Origin of the sequence: Microbacterium sp. (genome assembly GCF_047971895.1) — a bacterium.
GTDB lineage: Bacteria > Actinomycetota > Actinomycetes > Actinomycetales > Microbacteriaceae > Microbacterium.
On sequence record NZ_JBKEAF010000040.1, the window covers coordinates 1 to 17575 of the forward strand.

Sequence of the window (17575 nt, forward strand, 5' to 3'; positions counted from 1 at the left end):
CCTGTTCTGGCGAAGTCAGGGAGTTTCGGGCCCAGATCTTCCTGCGTGTGCCAGAACAGGAGTTTTGGCGAAGTAGGGGAAGCGGGGGGTGTGGGGGTAGCGGGGGGTGGGAAGGGTTCGAGGAGGGGGGTGGTACCCGAGAGCTGGATGTCGGGGCGACGCACCTCCACACCGTGCCGGCGCGCATCGGCCACGAGCGTCGCCGGCGAGTAGAAGCCCATCGGCTGTGCGCACAGCAGCCCCGCGAGAAACGCGGCCGGGTAGTGCAGCTTCAACCACGACGACGCGTAGACGAGCAGCGCGAACGACAGCGAATGGCTTTCGGCGAAGCCGAAGTTCGCGAACGCCTGGATCTTCTCGTAGATCGCATCGGCGTCGCCGCCTGTAAGCCCGTTGCGCGCCATACCGGCATACAGCTTCTCGCGCAGCGACTCGATGCGCTCGATGCCGCGTTTGGAACCCATCGCACGGCGCAGCAGGTCGGCGTCCTCCCCCGTCAGGTCGCCGATCGCCATACCCATCTGCATGAGCTGCTCTTGGAAGACGGGGATGCCGAGAGTGCGTTCCAGCACGGGAACGAGCTTCGGATGCGGGTAAGTCACCTTCTCGTGCCCGAGCTTGCGTCGCACGAACGGGTGCACGGCACCGCCCTGGATCGGGCCGGGACGGATCAGGGCAATCTCGACCACCAGATCGTAGAACCGCCGCGGTCGCAGGCGCGGCAGCAGCCCCATCTGGGCGCGTGACTCGACCTGGAACACCCCGATCGCATCGGCCCGGCACAGCATGTCGTAGACGGCCGGCTCTTCTTTAGGGATCGTCTCCAGCTTCCACCGCTCCCCCGTCGCACCGGCGACGAGGTCGAAGCAGTACTGCAGCGCGGCGAGGATCCCGAGCCCCAGCAGGTCGAACTTCACCAGGCCCATCCAGGCGGCATCGTCCTTGTCCCACTGGATCACCGTGCGGTTCTCCATGCGCGCGTGCTCGATGGGCACCACCTCGCCGACGGGCCGGTCGGTGAGCACCATGCCGCCGGAGTGGATGCCGAGGTGCCGCGGCGCCTTGAGCAGCTCGGTCGCGTACTCGAGCACCCGCGGCGGGATGTCGTTGTCGGGTGCGGGCGACAGAGATGCCCCCCACCGCTCCACCTGCCTCGACCAGGCATCCTGCTGTCCGGGTGAATGGCCGAGCGCCTTTGCCATGTCGCGCACCGCGTTCTTGGGGCGGTACTGGATGACATTGGCCACCTGCGCGGCCCGCTCACGCCCGTACCGCGCATACACCCACTGGATGACCTCCTCGCGGCGATCGGAGTCGAAGTCCACGTCGATATCGGGCTCCTCCTCGCGCAGGCTCGACAGGAACCGTTCGAACGGCAGCCCGTAGCGGATCGCGTCGACGGCGGTGATGTTCAGCAGGTAGCAGACGGCACTGTTGGCGGCCGAGCCGCGCCCCTGGCACAGGATGCCGCGCCGCCGCGCCTCGGCGACGATGTCGTGCACGATGAGGAAGTAGCCGGGGAAGTCCTTCTGCTCGATGACGGCGAGCTCGCGTTCGACCCGGGTGCGATGGGCCGGCGGCGCATCAGGGTACTTCTCAGCGAACCCGCGCCAGACCAGTTCGCGCAGCCACGACATGGGGGTGTGTCCGGCGGGCACCTCCTGCGTCGGCAGGGCCGGCCTGGCGGTGCGCAGCTCGAACGCCAGCTCGTCGGCCAGGGCGACGGTGCGTTCGATTGCGCCAGGGTACCGGGCGAAGCGCGCCGTCATCTCGGTCCCCGAGCGCAGGAGCGCCCCGCCGTGGGCGGGCAGCCACCCGTCGAGCTCGTCGAGGCTGCGGCCCGCGCGCACCGCCGCGATCGCCGCGGCCAGGTGCTCACGCTGCGGCACGGCATAGTGCACGTTGTTGGTGGCGAGCACCGGCAGATGCCGCGCGACGGCGAGGGCGGAGAGGATGTCGTTGGCCGCCGTGTCGAGCGGATCGCCGTGGTCGACCAGCTCGACCTGCACCGACTCCCTGCCGAACAGGTCGACGAGCCGATCGAGCTCGCGGCCGGCGACCTGCGCGGCGTCGGCGGCGATGCCGCCACCCGGGTCGTACAGCGCACGTCGCACGGCACCCTTGCGGCACCCCGTCAGCACCGCCCAGTGCCCCCCGGCACGCACCGCCAGCTCGTCGAGGTCGTAGCGCGGGCGCCCCTTCTCGCCGCCGGCCAGCTGCGCGTGCGTGATCGCCGAGGAGAGCCGGTGATAGCCCTCCTCCCCCCGGGCGAGCACGAGCAGGTGCACGCCGGCCGGGTCGGCCTCACCCCGCTGCGGCGCCGGCAGCTCGAGGGAGAGCTCGGCACCGAACACCGTCTTCACCTGCAGCTTCTCGGCCGCCTCGGCAAAGCGCACGATGCCGTAGAACCCATCGTGGTCGGTGATCGCCAGTGCGTGCAGTCCAAGCCGTTCGGCCTCCTCTGCCAGCTCTTCGGGTGAGGACGCGCCATCGAGGAACGAGTACGACGAATGCGCGTGCAGCTCGGCGTACGGCACCGCGTCGGCGGGCCGCTCGATCGGCGGCACCACATACGGGGCGCGCTTGTGCGACCACGCCGGGCTGTCGCCGCCGTCGCCGGGCCGATCCAAGGGACGCCGCCGATCGCTGAGCATGCGCTCCATCTCGGACCACGAGACGGGAGGGTTCTGCCAGCCCATCAGTCGTGCTCCTCACGCACAGATCTCGCAGTTTCACGCGAAGTTCGCAAGAATCCGCCCGATCCGTGCGAAGTTCGTGCGATTCTGCGAACGGCGCGGCGCATCGGCGACGATGCGTCAGTCATACCGACCCTCCAGCATCCACTCCCCCTGCTCGTACACGGCGAGCCATGCGACCTGCTCGGCATCGACGAGCTGAAAGCGGTACGCGCGGCGGGTGCGCGCGACATCCCACCCCCGCTCCGAGACCGGCCACGGGCCCGCCCAAGCCGCCACCGCGTGCCGGCGCCCACTGTCGACGAGCACAGCGGGCACCCCGCTGAGTGCCCCACGCTCATCGATCGTGATCTGCGCACCCGCGGCATCCTGCACCTGCGTCGGCCGGCCCGGTGCGAACACTGTTCCCGGAAGCGGCGCCGGCAGCCGGCCCGGCCACGGCTGCCCGCGTTCTCTGGTCAGCACGACCCGATCGCCCCACGGCACAGTCACCTGCCGCTCCACGAGCCACCGGCCACCACCGATCGCAGGAGTCAGCACCCCGCGGTGCCCGAGCATCGCCTGCACGCGCGAGAGGGTGTGGTGCATGCGCTCGTCGCTGCCGGAACCGAAGATCGCCGGTCGGTGGCGGGATGCCTCGTCGACCGCCTCGGGCAGGATCCGCACCCGGGCGATGGCCCCCGCCCCTTCGACAAGCGGGTCCTGGTCCTGCCGGAGGGCGCCGACTGCGCCCAGCGACTGCACCTGCCAGCGCACCCGGTCGACGACGGCGGCCGCGTCGAACGAACCGGGGTGCAGCCACACACGCTCGGAGCCCACCCCCCGATCCGTCTCGACGCGCACTCGCAGCTCAGTGCACACGAGCCCTTCGGCGCCGATCCCCGCAATGAAGTCGTCGGCGGTGACGCGCAGGGCGAGGCCACCTGGTCGACGAGATCGAGCGGCGGCTCGAAGGCGATCTCGCGCGCCAGTTCGGGAGGCGGGATGCGCGGCTGCACCGGGCGGGAGTCCCGGCCGGCGGCGAGCGCGTGCAGGCGCGCCCCGACGGGGCCGAAGCGGTCGAGCACCCGATCGGCGTCCAGCGCAGCGAAGGCACCGAGCGTGTGCACCCCCAGCCGGGTGAGCAGCTCGGCAAGCTCGGGCGCCTCGAGCACGGCGACCGGCAAGGGGGCGAGAAAGACCGCCGCCGCCCCGGCGGGAACAGACCGCACATCGCCGGCCGGGGCCGTGCGCGCCACCTGTTCGGCGGTGAACGGACCATCGGCGATGCCCGCACGCACGTCGGGCACCCCAAGCTCGGCCAGCCGGGCGATCAGCGTGTGCGCCGCGGGCTCCTCGCCGCCGTAGTAGCGGGCGGGGCCGCGGGCGCGCAGCGCGCACAGGCCGGGGCGGATCGGCTGGACCCCCGGGGCTGCCTCCTCGATGCGGGCCACGACCGGGTCGAACAGCCGCCGGTCGCGGGCGTCGTCGGCGGGCACGATCCGCAGCCGGGGGCAGCGGGACTGCGCATCGCGGCGCCGCTGCCCGCGCCGCACGCCTTCGGTGCGGGCAGCGGCCGAGCACGCGATCACGGTGTTCGCCCCGACGACGGCGACCGGCTCTTCCCGCCCGACCTGCAGCGCCGCCTCCCTCGTCAGTGCGACGACCGGCCAGTCGGGAATCCACAGCACAAGACTGCGCACCGGCGTGGCATCCATCAGCTCACCCACCGCTCTTCGTACGCGGGCATCGCCCGCGACGGCGTACGCTGCCCCGCCGGGGCGATCTCGCCACCGCAGGCCGGCAGGGCGATGCGCATCGTGCGCGGCACGGGCCAGCGCCGGCTGCCCGAGGTCACTGTCACCTCACGGCCGGTGAGATGACCGTGGCCGTGCTCCAGACCCGACCACGCCGGATCGCTCAGCATCAGCGTCGCCTCGACCTGCGGCCACCGCCCCTGCACGAGCAGCGTGCTGCCGCGATCGCGCAGCCGGGCGGCCAGCCGCGCGGCCTCGGCATCGGTCACCCGCCCCGGCGGACGCACCGCCACCACCGGCATCACCTCGGCGACCGTCGCCGCGACCGTCAGCCACCGGGGGCCCGGGTCGGGGATGAGCACGAGGCGTTCGAGGTCGACGCCGGCCTGCTCGGTCGCCTCTGCGCCGAGCTCGGGCATCCCGACCGCCGCGCACCATGCACCCACCTGCGACGGACCCGCCATGAGCGCCATCACGAGCGCTGCCGATCGTTCCAACGCATAGGCCGCGCCGGCCCGCAGGCCCCCGCCGGGCAGCAACGGTGCCAGTACCGGATGCACCGGCAGCACCGGCGCGTCGAGCCGTCGTCCCTGCGTACGCTCGAGCTGCGCGCGCAGGGTGCCGAGCACAGCCGCTCCCGGGGTTCGCACGTTCGCCCTCACCTCCACAGAATAGAACGTAAGTTCTATTCCTTCAACCGTGGTGTCGAACGTATATCCCTCCCCCGACACTCCCTCACGTGTGCAGAGGAATGCGGAAGCGGCGGCAGCGGCGCGCTACGCCGCAAGGGCCAGGTACGGCTCCCAGCACGCCTCGGCGCGCTCGGTGCCGCGCACCGTCCACCGCCCGCCGCGCGGCGGGCGCGGAGTGATGCGCAGATCCCACGACATCTCCTGCGGCGTGCGGTCGCCCTTGACGTTGTTGCAGCGCAGGCAGCACGCCACGAGGTTCTCCCACGAGTCGCCGCCCCCGCGCGACCGCGGCAGCACATGGTCGATCGTCGACGCGGACTGGCCGCAGTATGCGCATCGGTGCCCGTCGCGGCGCAGGACACCGCGCCGCGTCACCGGCACGCGGCGCCCGTTCGGCATGCGCACGTAGCGGGCGAGCAGGATCACTGCGGGTCGGTCGTACACCGCCGACGATGTCCACACCGGATCGCCGTCCACACTCTCGACGACCGTGGCCTTCTGGTTCATCACGAGCACGATCGCCCGTTTGAACGACACGACGGCCAGCGGCTCGTACCCGGCGTTCAGTACCAGAGTGCGCATGGATATGGCCCCCGTCCGCAGATCGCGTCGGGTTTCAGGCTAGACCACGCACACCGGTGCACAGGCGCCTCGCGGCGCGGCGTGTCGGCGCGGGATCAGCCGCCGTTGGCGCGCAGGAAGCCGAGCCCGTCGACGAGCGACCCGTTGATCTTGGTCTCGAAGTGCAGGTGGTTGCCGAAGGCACGACCGGTCTGGCCGACCAGTCCGATGACCTGCCCGGCCTGCACCTGCGCACCGACACCGACCGTGCGAGTGCCGTACGTCATGTGCGAGTACAGGGTGCTGACCTTCTGCCCGTTGATGACGCCGTCGATGACGATCGCGACGCCGTAGCCGTAGTAGCTCTCCTGCGAGATGCGGACGACACCGTCCGTGGCGGCGAAGATCGGGGTGCCGCCGGGTGCGATCAGGTCGACGCCGTAGTGCGCCCCGCCGCGCGACATGAAGCCGTCGCCGATGCGGGTCAGGGCGGCCAGCGGCCAGCGGGCGGGACCGGTGCCGGGGCCGACCAGGCTCAGGTCGACGTTCACCGACGCCGTCGAGCCGACCATCTTGGCGCGCGCCGCGGCCGCTTCGGCTGCCTTCTTCTTCTCGATCTCTTCGGGCGTGGTCGCCGCGTAGCTGTCGCGCTGCAGGCCTTCGGTCTCCACCTCGGAGGCGACGATCAGCGACTGGGCTCCGGCTTCGGCGACCTCTTGAATGGTCTTGGCGTCTTCGGGCAGCGACAGCGCACCGTATGCGGGGATGCCGACGGCGGCGACGAGGCCTGCGACGACGGCGATGGTGCCGAGGCTGCGCAGCGATCGGCGTGCGGAGCCGCGCTTCTTGGCAACCGGGGTGGGGCGGGTAGCCACTGCCGTCTCGCGGAGCGCCGGCCGACGTACGCGCGAGCGTCGCGTGAGACTCGCCGTCGCGGCATCGGGTTGCGTAACGTGCGAATCGTTCTCTTCAGCCAAACCGGGTCCTCCAGCCCCTCGGCGACCCGGTCGCAGACGACGGGGACGCAGGCTCGTCGAGCATTCTTCTTGGCGTGAACCGGCCGATTGACGAGCCTGCGGGGCGTGTCGTCCGGGTGTCCGATGGGCTGGCTTCTCGCCCTGTGGACTGTTCGAGGCTACCTGAAGGTAACGATTCTGTCACTTGGACAGGCGGATTCCCAGGTTTTCGCGAGCCCCAGACGACCGTGCAGATGATCCGAGTCAGCCACGATCGTCGACGAGGAAGACATGGGATGCCACCTCCACCGGCAGTTCGAGCCCCTCGTCGATGCCGTCCATCTGCACGAGCACGTAGCCCTCGCTGAAGCGGAAGTCACCGTGCGCACCCGGCACGACACCGGCGTCCTTGAGCTGCTCGAGACGCTCGGGGTCGACCTGGATCGGCTCGGCGAGCCGGCGCACTGTGCCCTGCACAGGGCTCTCGGTGTCGTTGAGCAGCCGCACAAGCCCGACGACGCCCTTCTCGAACTCCATGGCCGGCACGTGGCCGAGCTGATCGAGCCCGGGGATGGGGTTGCCGTACGGCGACTCAGTGGGGTGCCCGAGCAGCTCGACGAGCCGGCGCTCGACCTGCTCGCTCATCACGTGCTCCCATCGGCAGGCCTCTTCGTGCACGTACGCCCAGTCGAGGCCGATGACGTCCGACAGCAGACGCTCGGCGAGCCGGTGTTTGCGCATGACGTCGACGGCGCGCTGACGCCCCTCGTCGGTGAACTCGAGCGTACGATCCTCGGAGACGACGACGAGGCCGTCGCGCTCCATGCGCCCCACGGTCTGCGACACGGTCGGACCGGAGTGCCCGAGCCGCTCGGAGATGCGCGCACGCAGCAGCACGATCTCTTCCTCTTCGAGCTCGAGGATCGTGCGCAGGTACATCTCGGTGGTGTCGATCAGATCGGTCATCGCGTCGCTCCGGGTTTGTGTCAGGCAAGCCTATCCCGCGGCAACGCGCGGGAGGGCGGGTGCCGCAGAGCGACACGGTGACGGATGCAGCATCCCGCCTCTCCTAGAATCGACCCATGCCTGTGGTGCTCTCCCCTGAATTGCTGCCCGCCGACGGACGCTTCGGCTGCGGCCCCGCCAAGGTGCGTCCCGAACAGCTGGAGGCGCTCGCGACGCGCGGTGCGGTGCTGCTGGGCACGTCACACCGCCAGGCACCGGTGAAAGACCTCGTCGCCTCGGTGCGGGCGGGCCTCGCCGAGCTGCTGCGCCTGCCCGACGGCTACGAGATCGTCGTGGGCAACGGTGGTGCGACCGCGTTCTGGGATGCCGCGGCCTTCGGCCTGATCGAGCGGCGCAGCCAGAACCTGGTCTTCGGCGAGTTCGGCGGCAAGTTCGCCAAAGCCGCCGCCGCACCGTGGCTCGAGGCGCCCGACGTGCGTGAGGCGCCCGCCGGTGCGCGGGCGGTGCCCGTGCCGGTCGAGGGCGTGGATGTCTACGCCTGGCCGCAGAACGAGACATCGACGGGCGTCGCGGCCCCCGTGGAACGCGTGCGGGCGGATGCCGGCGCGCTCACCGTCATCGACGCGACCAGCGCCGCCGGCGGCATTGATTTCTCTGTGACAGAGTGCGACGTCTACTACTTCGCGCCGCAGAAGAACCTCGGCTCCGACGGCGGACTGTGGTTCGCGGCAGTCTCGCCGGCGGCGATCGAGCGCATCGAGCGGATCGCGGCATCCGATCGCTACATCCCCGCGTTCCTCAGCCTGAAGGACGCCCTCGACAACTCGCGCCTGCAGCAGACGCTGAACACGCCCGCTATCGCCACCCTCATCCTGCTCGACGAGCAGCTGCAGTGGATCAACGCGCGCGGCGGCCTGCAGTGGGCGAGCGCGCGCACCGCGGAGTCGTCGCAGGCGCTGTACGCGTGGGCCGAGGCATCCACCTCTGCGATGCCGTTCGTGACCGACCGGGCCGACCGCTCCCCCGTCGTCGTCACGATCGACTTCGACGCATCGGTCGATGCCGCGGCGGTGGCGAAGAGCCTGCGCGCCAACGGCATCGTCGACACCGAGCCGTACCGCAAGCTCGGGCGCAATCAGCTGCGCATCGCGACGTTCACCTCGATCGACCCGGCCGACGTGCAGCAGCTGATCCGCTGCATCGACGCCACCGTCGACGGCCTCTGAGCCGGGCTCACTCCTCGTCGGAGTCGTCGTCCTCGTCCGCGTGGTTGTCGAGGGTGTCGATGTCGACTCCGTCGACATCCCCCGAGTGCAGGATCGGCGACCACTCCTCGTCGAAGTCGGCGGCATCGAGGTCGTCCAGTTCGTCGTCGGCCTCGTCCGTGTCTTCGGCGTCGCCCGCGGCGGCGGCCTCCTCCTGCTGCGCATGGTACTCGGCCAGCCGCACGGCCCACGGCACCCAGTCGGGCGCGAGCAGCGACCCCTCGCCGGGCAGCAGCTCGGCCTCGAGCACGGTCGGCTCCTCGTCGTCGACGCGGGCCACGCTCACCGTCCAGAACCAGCCCGGGTACCCGCCCAGCCTGTTCTCGAACCGCAGCGACACCACGCCGTCGGCCTCGACCGCGTAGCCGACGGCCGGGCCGATCGTCTCGACGGGGGTGATCTCGCCCAATGCGGCCAGGGCCAGGTCGTGCGCCCCGGTCAGGGCGGCGTCAGGCGTCGAGCTCATCGGCGACCTTGCGCAGCATCGCGGCGACCTTGCGCCCGTGCCCGCTGCTCGGGTAGCGCCCGCGACGCAGATCGCCGCCGATGCCGTCGAGCAGCTTCACGAGGTCTTCGACGATGATCGCCATGTCGTCGGCGGGCTTGCGCTTGGCCTTGGCCAGGCTCGGCGGCGCGTCGAGCACCCGCACCGACAGCGCCTGCAGACCGCGCTTGCCCTGAGCGACACCGAACTCGACCCGCGCCCCGGGACGCGGAGCGGTGGTGCCCGCGAGCAGCGCCGTCGCGTGCAGGAAGACGTCCTCGCCGTCGTCGGACGCGATGAAGCCGAAGCCCTTCTCGTCGTCGTAGAACCTGACCTTGCCGGTGGGCATTGGGGAAACCTCACTGTGGATAGCGCCCGGGCGGGCGTGCCTCACGGGGCCAACACGGCCCGCCCCTCCATCTTAGAGCGGGTAGGCTGATGCGAATGAGCAAGGCTCCTGCCACACCCGGTGACTCCGACGTTCCCGTACGTCGCATCGACCGCATCCTCGCGTACATGTCGCTGGGTCTGATCGTGCTGTCGATCGTGTGCTTCTTCGTGGTGATCGCCGCGCGCCCGCTGGGGGTCACCGACTTCTCCGGCGGCCTGTGGCCGACGATCACGGTGCTGCCGCTGGTGGGCCTGCCGATCGCGTTCCTCATGATCGTCGCACTGCTGATCATGAACATCGTCCGCCGCAATCGCGCGAATCGAGGGCGCTAGGCGCCGCTGATGGACGGCGCTCCCCCGTCGATGAGCGATGCGCGCGGCCTGGCCGCCGACCTCGCCGCCCTCGACGAGGCTTCGCTCGAGCGCGTGCTGCGCCTGCGCGGCGTGCCCGAGTCGGTGGCCTGGCGCGACTTCTTCGATGCGGCCGAAGGACTGCTCGATGAGGCGTCCATCGATCGCGCGCTGGTGCGCCTGCCGCGCAGCGCCCTCGCCGATCTCGCCCACCCCGTCGCGACCGGCGCCCGCCCCGCGCTGCGGGAGCACGCGCTCGCCGACGCGCAGGGGCGCCCGTATCGCGCGGTCGCGGCGCGCGTGCACGAACACCTGCGCACCGCGCCCGATGCGTTCCGCGTCGAGGTCGCACCCGCGCCCGCCCTCGCCGCGCCGCTCGAGGAGGCCGCCGCGGCCGAGCGGGCCGCCCTCGGCATCGCCTCGCTCGCCGATGTGCTGCTGACGATGCGCACGGCACCGCTGGCCCGCACCGGCACCGGCGCTGTGGCGGCGGCCGATCGCCGTCGCCTGCAGGAGTCGGGTCTGGTGGCCTCGGCCGACGATCTCGATGAGCTGCTCGAGAGCGCGGCCCTCGCAGGGCTCGCCGCCCCGGTCGATCGGGAATGGCTCGTCACCGCGGCCGGCGACCGCTGGCTGCACGGTTCGACCGCGCAACGGTGGTCCGCCGTGGTGGAGGGCATCGTGGCGTCGCTGCCGGAGGGGCTGCGGGATGCCCGCGGCATCCATCCCCCGGCCTCGTGGGCAGCGGCCTACCCGCTCGATCCGGAGTGGCCGGCCCGTTGCATCGCGCTGCGTTCGATCGCCGTGCGCTGGGGCCTGACCGACCCGAACGGCGCGGAACACGCGTGGGGCACGCGCCTGCGTGCGACCGGCACGGCCGACACCGACGCGTTCGCGGCCCTGCTGCCGCCCGAGATCGACCGCATCTACCTGCAGGCGGACCTCAGCGCCATCGCGCCCGGACCGCTCGCCCCAGCTCTCGACCTGCGGCTGCGGTCGATGGCGGTGCGCGAGTCGCGCGCGCAGGCATCCACCTACCGCTTCTCGCCCGAGTCGCTGGCCACAGCCGTCGGCGCCGGCGAGACGGCAGAGTCGCTGCGGGCGTTCCTGTCGGACCTCTCGCTCACCGGCATCCCGCAGCCGCTGGACTATCTGCTCGAGAGCACGGCCGCGCGGCACGGGCTCATCCGGGTGCAGACCGATGCCGGGGGCACCCGTGTCGGCAGCGACGATCCGCAGGAACTGGCCACCCTCGCCGTCGATCAGGCCGTGCGGGCGGTCGGCCTCGTGCGCGACGGTGACACGCTGGTCTCGCGCGTGTCACGCGATGCCGTCTACTGGACCCTCGTCGATGCCCGGTACCCGGCGATCGCCGTGGATGCCACCGGCGAACCCGAGCCGCTGGTGCGCTGCCGTCTCGCGCCCGCCGCGCCGCCGGAGCCCCGGACGCACGCGCAGTTGTTGGCGACGCTGCGCGAGACGCGGGGCGACGACACGGATGCCGCGTGGCTCGGCCGAGAACTGGATGCCGCGGTGCGCGCCCGGGCGATGATCGTCGTCGTGGTGGCCATGCCCGACGGCAGCACGCGCGAGTTCACGCTGGAGGCGACCGGACTGGGCGGCGGGCGCCTGCGCGGACGCGATCGCGGCGCCGACACCGAACGCACGCTGCCGGTGTCGCACATCGTCAGCGCACGCCCGGCCTGACCTGAGGCCGGTAGAATCGACCCTTATGTCTGACGGCCCATCGCCACTCTCTAGCGGCCCACTGATCGTGCAGAGCGATCGCACCGTGCTGCTCGAGGTGGCGCATCCGGATGCCGAGACCGCCCGCCACGAGCTCGCGATCTTCGCCGAGCTCGAGCGCGCCCCCGAACACATCCACACATATCGCATCACGCGCCTGGGCCTGTGGAACGCCCGTGCCGCCGGCCACGACGCCGACGACATGCTCGCCACGCTCGACCGCTGGTCGCGCTTCCCGGTGCCACCGTCGGTGTCGATCGACATCCGTGAGACGGTCGGCCGCTACGGGCGCCTGGTGATCGAGCGCACCGACGACGACGACCTGGTTCTGCGCTCGACCGATGCCGCTGTGCTTGCCGAGGTGTCGAAGAACAAGCGCATCCAGCCGCTGCTGATCGGCCACCCATCCCCCGACACGTATGTCGTCGACGCGTGGGCGCGCGGCCACATCAAGCAGGAGCTGCTGAAGATCGGCTGGCCCGCGGAAGACCTCGCCGGGTACACACCGGGAACCCCGCACCCCATCGACCTCGCCGAGGACGGCTGGAGCCTACGCCCGTATCAGCACGACGCCGTCACCACGTTCACCGACGGCGGCTCGGGCGTGGTCGTGCTTCCCTGCGGCGCCGGCAAGACCCTCGTCGGCGCCGGTGCGATGGCCGAGACCAGGACGACGACCCTCATCCTCGTGACCAACACCGTCAGCGCGCGGCAGTGGCGCGACGAGCTGCTCACGCGCACGACCCTGACCGAGGACGAGATCGGCGAGTACTCGGGCCAGGTCAAGGAGATCAAGCCCGTCACGATCGCGACCTACCAGATCCTCACCGCGAAGCGGAAGGGCCAGTACGCGCACCTCGCGCTGCTGGATGCCCTGGACTGGGGGCTCATCCTCTACGACGAGGTGCACCTGCTGCCCGCGCCCGTGTTCAAGCTCACCGCCGACCTGCAGGCGCGGCGGCGCCTCGGGCTCACGGCGACGCTCGTGCGCGAGGACGGCCGCGAGGGCGACGTGTTCAGCCTCATCGGGCCGAAGCGGTTCGACGCGCCGTGGAAGGAGATCGAGGCGCAGGGCTTCATCTCCCCCGCCGCCTGCTACGAGGTGCGGGTCGATCTGCCGCCCGGTGAGCGCTTGGAGTACGCGGCGGCGGCCGACGACGAGCGTTACCGGCTCGCCGCCACCGCGCCGGCGAAGATCCGTGCGGTGCGCGACCTGGTCGCCCAGCACCGCGGCGAGCGGATCCTCGTGATCGGGCAGTACCTCGACCAGATCGACGAGCTGGCCGAGGCCCTGGATGCCCCCAAGATCACCGGCGCCACCCCGGTTGACGAGCGCGAAGAGCTGTACCAGGCGTTCCGTGAGGGCGCGATCGAGCTGCTGGTGGTCTCCAAGGTGGCGAACTTCTCGATCGATCTGCCCGAGGCATCCGTCGCCATCCAGGTCTCGGGTTCGTTCGGCTCGCGCCAGGAGGAGGCGCAGCGGCTCGGACGGCTGCTGCGACCCAAGGAGTCGGGACACACCGCGAGCTTCTACACACTCATCGCCCGCGACACGGTCGACCAGGACTTCGCGCAGAACCGGCAGCGGTTTCTGGCAGAGCAGGGCTATTCGTACACGATCCTCGACGCCGACGCGCTCGCTGCGGCCTGAGCGATCAGCGCGCCATCCCGTGACGATGGACGCGGTCCACGGCGCCAGGAACGCGACCGTGGCGATCACATGCGTCCTGGACGGACATCGACACACGCGAGGCTCGGAAAGACGCCGATCCGGCCGATATCCAGCGCGGTCATACGATCGGTCACCATAATGGGCCTATGACCGCACCGCGCATCCTCGTCGTGGACGACGAGCCGAACATCCGGGATCTCCTCATCACGAGCCTGAAATTCGCAGGCTTCCAGGTGCGGGCCGTCTCCAATGGCGCCCAGACCATCTCTGCCGTGCTCGAAGAAGAGCCCGACCTCATCGTGCTCGACGTGATGCTTCCCGATATGAACGGGTTCAGCGTCACCAAGCGCCTCCGCAGCGCCGGGTACACCGCGCCGATCCTGTTCCTGACCGCCAAGGACGAGACCGACGACAAGATCGAGGGCCTCAACGCCGGCGGCGACGACTATGTCACCAAGCCCTTTTCGCTCGACGAGATCGTCGCGCGCATCCAGGCGATCCTGCGCCGCACGATGCAGACCGATGAAGAGGCCGTGATCCGCGCGGGCGAGCTGACGATGGATCAGGACACGCACGACGTGCGTGTCGGCGACGTGTCGATCGACCTCAGCCCCACGGAGTTCAAGCTGCTGCGCTACCTGATGCTGAACCCCAACCGGGTGCTCAGCAAGGCGCAGATCCTCGACCACGTGTGGGAGTACGACTTCAACGGCGACGCCGGGATCGTCGAGAGCTACATCTCGTACCTGCGGCGCAAGATCGACCCGCACTCGGCCGAGCCGCTCATCCAGACCAAGCGCGGCTTCGGCTACATGCTCAAGGTCGGCAAGTCCGCATAGTCTGTCCCTTCGGGGAGGAAGCGGTTGAGGAAGAGGAAGAAGACGGATGCGGCCACCCGCTGGTGGCGGGGTCTCAGTCTGCGCGCCAAGGTCACCGGCGTCACCGTCAGCGTGCTGGTCATCGGCCTGGTCGCCACGGGCGTCGGCGCCATGGTGTTCCTGCGCGCGGCGCTGACCGGCAACGTCGACAGCCAGGTCGAGCAGCTGGCCGCCGCCGACGTGGTCAGCGGCCTGCTCGAGGTCGATCCGGAGACCGGGGAGATCACCGAGCGCAAGGACCGCGTGCAGACCGACTACTTCCTGGCCCTGTACGGACCCGAGGGTGAGTTCATCATCAGCGTCGGCGGCCGCGGCCCTGAGCCCGCGTTTCCCGCGACGTGGTCCACCCTGGAGACCAACCGGCGCGGCACGACGCCGTTCGACATGCGCGCTGCCTCGGGCGACGCGCAGTTCCGTGCCAGCGTCGGCCCGCAGCCGGTGCGCAACGAGCTCTACACGCAGATGATCGTCACGCCGCTCGCACCGGTCGACCGCGTGGTCAACACGTTCCTCGGCATCTACAGCATCCTGGCCCTGATCACGATCATCGGTGCCGCGCTGATCACGCGGCTGCTGGTCACCCTGACGTTCCGCAGCCTCGGCGAGGTCGAGGCGACCGCGATGGCGATCGCCGCCGGCGACTTCACCCAGCGCATGACCGACGTCGAGCCGACGACCGAGGTGGGAAAGCTCAAGCTCGCGATCAACACGATGCTGAACCGTGTCGACGGGGCGCTTGCCCAGCGCGACACGACCGTGCGCCAGATGCGCCGCTTCATCGGCGATGCCAGCCACGAGCTGCGCACTCCCCTGGTGTCGGTGCGCGGCTATGCCGAGCTGTATCGCATGGGCGCGATCCGCGGCGGCGATGACACCGCGCAGGCGATGGAGCGCATCGAAAAGGAGGCTATCCGCATGGGTGCGCTCGTCGAGGACCTGCTCGCCCTGGCACGCCTCGACGAGAAGCGCGACATCAGCATCGTGCCGGTCGACCTGCGTCCGGTGGCGCGGGACATCGCACTCGACCTGCGTGCGGCGGCGCCGCAGCGCACGGTGACCGTCGTCGACACGACATCGACCGACGACGCGTCCGCAACCGCAGAGCGGCACGGAGCCGAGCCCCCGCCTCCCCGCGTGGCGACCTCGGCGATCGCGCGGGCCGGCGCCCGGCTGCGGCGCAAGCCGCGTCCGGCGCCGGAACAGACAGTGGATGCTGCGCCCCCGGCGAACATCGACGCCGTCCACGCCGAGGTGGACGGGATCCCGCCCATCGTGCTGGGCGACGAGAACCGCATCCGGCAGGTCATCACGAACCTCGTCGCCAACGCCCGCCGCTACACACCACCCGATTCGCCCATCGAGCTGGCCGTCGGGGTCGACCGGCGCCTGGGCAACGGCTGGGTCGCCGTGGTCGACCACGGCGACGGCATTCCCGACCCCCTGAAGGATCAGATCTTCCAGCGGTTCTGGCGCGCCGACACCTCGCGCACGCGCGAGACCGGCGGCAGCGGCCTGGGCCTGTCGATCGTCGCATCGATCGTGCAGTCGCTGCACGGCAGCGTGGTGGTCTCCGACACGCCGGGCGGCGGCGCGAGCTTCCGCGTCGCCTTCCCCCTCGCGGTGGAACGCGACGCCGCCGAGCACTTGACCATCGCCACCGAGCCGATGGATCGGCTGGTCGACGACTCCGCGTGATCTCGGGCGATGTGCTCCTCCACAGCCTCGGTGCGCAGGGTGCGGATGCACCATTCGGGCCGAGGTGCCCGCGCGGCCCAGGGCTGGCACGTAGCGTGAAGCATCCTTTCCCGAACGAACAAGGAGCCTTCACATGGCCGTCTTCTCCGTCGACTCCGACGCCGTACTCACCGCCACCACGGCCGTCCGCGGCACCGCCGACCGGCTCGAGGCCGAGTCATCGGCCATGCTCGCGCAGCTGACACAGCTGCAGTCGGCGTGGACGGGCGCCGCCGCCGGCGCCTTCCACGGCGTCATCGAGCAGTGGCGCGCGACGCAGCGTCAGGTGGAGGATTCGCTCAATACGATCAGCCAAGCCCTCGCCACCGCGGGACGCCAGTACGCCGACGCGGAACAGGTGAACCTCAGCCTGTTCCGGTGATCCATTCCGTGTTCGAGGTCACCGCCCCGCGTGATCGCCGGAACGACGGATGCCCCGTCCCTCACGTGAGGGGCGGGGCATCCGTGCAGGTGGATCAGAAGTCCATGCCACCGGTCGGGTCGGCCGGGACGGCCGGAGCCTTCTCCGGCTTGTCGGCGACGACGGCCTCGGTGGTGAGGAACAGGCCGGCGATGGACGCCGCGTTCTGCAGCGCCGAACGGGTGACCTTCACCGGGTCGTTGATGCCGGCGGCGAGCATGTCGACGTACTCACCGGTCGAGGCGTTGAGGCCCTGACCGGCCGGCAGTTCGGCGACCTTGTTCGCCACGACGCCCGGCTCGAGACCGGCGTTCAGGGCGATCTGCTTCAGCGGCGCGACGACCGCGACCTTGACGATGTTCGCACCGGTCTCCTCGTCGCCCTCGAGCGCGAGGCCCGCGAACGCCTTCTGGCCGGCCTGGATGAGTGCGACGCCACCGCCGGGGACGATGCCCTCCTCGACGGCCGCCTTCGCGTTGCGCACAGCGTCCTCGATGCGGTGCTTGCGCTCCTTGAGCTCGACCTCGGTGGCCGCGCCTGCCTTGATGACGGCGACGCCGCCGGCGAGCTTGGCGAGGCGCTCCTGCAGCTTCTCGCGGTCGTAGTCGCTGTCGGTGTTGTCGATCTCGCGGCGGATCTGGGTCACGCGACCCTCGATCTGCTCGGCATCGCCGGCACCCTCGACGATGGTCGTCTCGTCCTTGGTGACGATGACCTTGCGCGCACGACCGAGCAGGTCGAGCGTCACGTTCTCGAGCTTGAGGCCGACCTCTTCGGTGATGACCTGGCCGCCGGTGAGGATCGCGATGTCCTGCAGCATGGCCTTGCGGCGGTCGCCGAAGCCGGGGGCCTTGACGGCCACCGACTTGAAGATGCCGCGGATCTTGTTCAGCACGAGCGTCGCCAGTGCCTCGCCCTCGACGTCTTCGGCGATGATGACGAGCTCCTTGCCGTCCTGGATCACCTTGTCGACGATCGGCAGAAGGTCCTTGATGTTGGAGATCTTCTGGTTCGCGATGAGGATGTA

At 70.5% G+C, this 17575-nt stretch carries 17 protein-coding genes; 7 read left to right on the top strand and 10 right to left on the bottom strand.

Features of this window, described 5'->3' with window-relative positions; genetic code table 11:
- The 7 genes from ACK5IN_RS03850 to ACK5IN_RS03880 all read right to left on the bottom strand — a co-directional run.
- The coding region (locus tag ACK5IN_RS03850; protein WP_416894898.1) for an error-prone DNA polymerase at positions 1-2699 on the bottom strand (2699 nt) is incomplete at its 3' end.
- 117 nt (positions 2700-2816) lie between these two features.
- Positions 2817-3284 carry a hypothetical protein gene (locus ACK5IN_RS03855; protein WP_416894899.1) on the bottom strand — a complete coding sequence of 156 codons (468 nt, stop codon included), beginning with the start codon at positions 3282-3284 and terminating at the stop codon, positions 2817-2819.
- Positions 3230-4405 (bottom strand): DNA polymerase Y family protein, encoded by a 1176-nt coding sequence (locus tag ACK5IN_RS03860; protein WP_416894900.1) that lies wholly within the window; start codon positions 4403-4405, stop codon positions 3230-3232. Before ACK5IN_RS03860 ends, ACK5IN_RS03855 begins: the two co-directional genes overlap by 55 nt.
- Positions 4393-5094, bottom strand: a complete 702-nt coding sequence (locus tag ACK5IN_RS03865) for a hypothetical protein (RefSeq protein ID WP_416894901.1) — start codon at positions 5092-5094, stop codon at positions 4393-4395. The genes ACK5IN_RS03860 and ACK5IN_RS03865 overlap by 13 nt, the downstream gene beginning before the upstream one ends.
- A 114-nt stretch (positions 5095-5208) precedes the next feature.
- Positions 5209-5706, bottom strand: a complete 498-nt coding sequence (locus ACK5IN_RS03870; RefSeq protein ID WP_416894902.1) for an HNH endonuclease — start codon at positions 5704-5706, stop codon at positions 5209-5211.
- Between the two features lie 95 nt (positions 5707-5801).
- Positions 5802-6560, bottom strand: a complete 759-nt coding sequence (locus ACK5IN_RS03875) for a M23 family metallopeptidase (RefSeq protein ID WP_416894903.1) — start codon at positions 6558-6560, stop codon at positions 5802-5804.
- Positions 6561-6905: 345 nt separating this feature from the next.
- A complete protein-coding gene (locus tag ACK5IN_RS03880) occupies positions 6906-7607 on the bottom strand; it encodes a metal-dependent transcriptional regulator (protein ID WP_416894904.1) in 702 nt (233 codons plus the stop codon).
- A gap of 116 nt (positions 7608-7723) precedes the next feature.
- On the opposite strand from ACK5IN_RS03880, the gene serC reads away from it, so the two are divergent.
- Positions 7724-8833, top strand: a complete 1110-nt coding sequence (gene serC, locus ACK5IN_RS03885) for a phosphoserine transaminase (protein WP_416894905.1) — start codon at positions 7724-7726, stop codon at positions 8831-8833.
- Between the two features lie 7 nt (positions 8834-8840).
- Here the strand turns inward: serC and ACK5IN_RS03890 are convergent, their stop codons facing one another.
- Both ACK5IN_RS03890 and ACK5IN_RS03895 read right to left on the bottom strand, forming a co-directional pair.
- Positions 8841-9338 (bottom strand): DUF3027 domain-containing protein, encoded by a 498-nt coding sequence (locus ACK5IN_RS03890; protein ID WP_416894906.1) that lies wholly within the window; start codon positions 9336-9338, stop codon positions 8841-8843.
- Entirely contained in the window at positions 9322-9705 is a 384-nt protein-coding gene (locus ACK5IN_RS03895; protein WP_416894907.1) for a cold-shock protein, read from the bottom strand. Before ACK5IN_RS03895 ends, ACK5IN_RS03890 begins: the two co-directional genes overlap by 17 nt.
- Positions 9706-9800: 95 nt before the next feature.
- On the opposite strand from ACK5IN_RS03895, the gene ACK5IN_RS03900 reads away from it, so the two are divergent.
- The 6 genes from ACK5IN_RS03900 to ACK5IN_RS03925 all read left to right on the top strand — a co-directional run bounded on the left by ACK5IN_RS03900 (position 9801) and on the right by ACK5IN_RS03925 (position 16509).
- On the top strand, positions 9801-10079 hold the full coding sequence (locus ACK5IN_RS03900; RefSeq protein WP_416894908.1) for a multidrug ABC transporter ATPase: 279 nt from the start codon (positions 9801-9803) through the stop codon (positions 10077-10079).
- Positions 10080-10088: 9 nt separating this feature from the next.
- The gene (locus tag ACK5IN_RS03905; RefSeq protein ID WP_416894909.1) at positions 10089-11804 is read left to right on the top strand and encodes a helicase-associated domain-containing protein; all 1716 of its coding nucleotides are present in this window, start codon (positions 10089-10091) and stop codon (positions 11802-11804) included.
- A 25-nt stretch (positions 11805-11829) separates the two neighbouring features.
- The gene (locus tag ACK5IN_RS03910; RefSeq protein ID WP_416894910.1) at positions 11830-13494 is read left to right on the top strand and encodes a DNA repair helicase XPB; all 1665 of its coding nucleotides are present in this window, start codon (positions 11830-11832) and stop codon (positions 13492-13494) included.
- Positions 13495-13661: 167 nt separating this feature from the next.
- The gene (locus ACK5IN_RS03915) at positions 13662-14354 is read left to right on the top strand and encodes a response regulator transcription factor (protein ID WP_416894911.1); all 693 of its coding nucleotides are present in this window, start codon (positions 13662-13664) and stop codon (positions 14352-14354) included.
- A gap of 150 nt (positions 14355-14504) precedes the next feature.
- Complete coding sequence (locus ACK5IN_RS03920; RefSeq protein WP_416894914.1) at positions 14505-16088, top strand: sensor histidine kinase; 1584 nt, start codon at positions 14505-14507, stop codon at positions 16086-16088.
- Between the two features lie 133 nt (positions 16089-16221).
- The gene (locus tag ACK5IN_RS03925) at positions 16222-16509 is read left to right on the top strand and encodes a WXG100 family type VII secretion target (RefSeq protein WP_416894912.1); all 288 of its coding nucleotides are present in this window, start codon (positions 16222-16224) and stop codon (positions 16507-16509) included.
- A gap of 94 nt (positions 16510-16603) precedes the next feature.
- Here ACK5IN_RS03925 and groEL read toward each other — a convergent pair.
- On the bottom strand, positions 16604-17575 hold a 972-nt coding region (groEL, locus tag ACK5IN_RS03930), incomplete at its 5' end, for a chaperonin GroEL (protein WP_416894913.1).

What these genes read in the sequence shown, in the direction of transcription:
- ACK5IN_RS03855 (WP_416894899.1), bottom strand. Translation starts at nt 3,284, where the DNA reads ATGCACCACACCCTCTCGCGCGTGCAGGCGATGCTCGGGCACCGCGGG.
- ACK5IN_RS03870 (WP_416894902.1), bottom strand. Translation starts at nt 5,706, where the DNA reads ATGCGCACTCTGGTACTGAACGCCGGGTACGAGCCGCTGGCCGTCGTG.
- ACK5IN_RS03880 (WP_416894904.1), bottom strand. Translation starts at nt 7,607, where the DNA reads ATGACCGATCTGATCGACACCACCGAGATGTACCTGCGCACGATCCTC.
- serC (WP_416894905.1), top strand. Translation starts at nt 7,724, where the DNA reads ATGCCTGTGGTGCTCTCCCCTGAATTGCTGCCCGCCGACGGACGCTTC.
- ACK5IN_RS03890 (WP_416894906.1), bottom strand. Translation starts at nt 9,338, where the DNA reads ATGAGCTCGACGCCTGACGCCGCCCTGACCGGGGCGCACGACCTGGCC.
- ACK5IN_RS03895 (WP_416894907.1), bottom strand. Translation starts at nt 9,705, where the DNA reads ATGCCCACCGGCAAGGTCAGGTTCTACGACGACGAGAAGGGCTTCGGC.
- ACK5IN_RS03900 (WP_416894908.1), top strand. Translation starts at nt 9,801, where the DNA reads ATGAGCAAGGCTCCTGCCACACCCGGTGACTCCGACGTTCCCGTACGT.
- ACK5IN_RS03905 (WP_416894909.1), top strand. Translation starts at nt 10,089, where the DNA reads ATGGACGGCGCTCCCCCGTCGATGAGCGATGCGCGCGGCCTGGCCGCC.
- ACK5IN_RS03910 (WP_416894910.1), top strand. Translation starts at nt 11,830, where the DNA reads ATGTCTGACGGCCCATCGCCACTCTCTAGCGGCCCACTGATCGTGCAG.
- ACK5IN_RS03915 (WP_416894911.1), top strand. Translation starts at nt 13,662, where the DNA reads ATGACCGCACCGCGCATCCTCGTCGTGGACGACGAGCCGAACATCCGG.
- ACK5IN_RS03920 (WP_416894914.1), top strand. Translation starts at nt 14,505, where the DNA reads ATGGTGTTCCTGCGCGCGGCGCTGACCGGCAACGTCGACAGCCAGGTC.
- ACK5IN_RS03925 (WP_416894912.1), top strand. Translation starts at nt 16,222, where the DNA reads ATGGCCGTCTTCTCCGTCGACTCCGACGCCGTACTCACCGCCACCACG.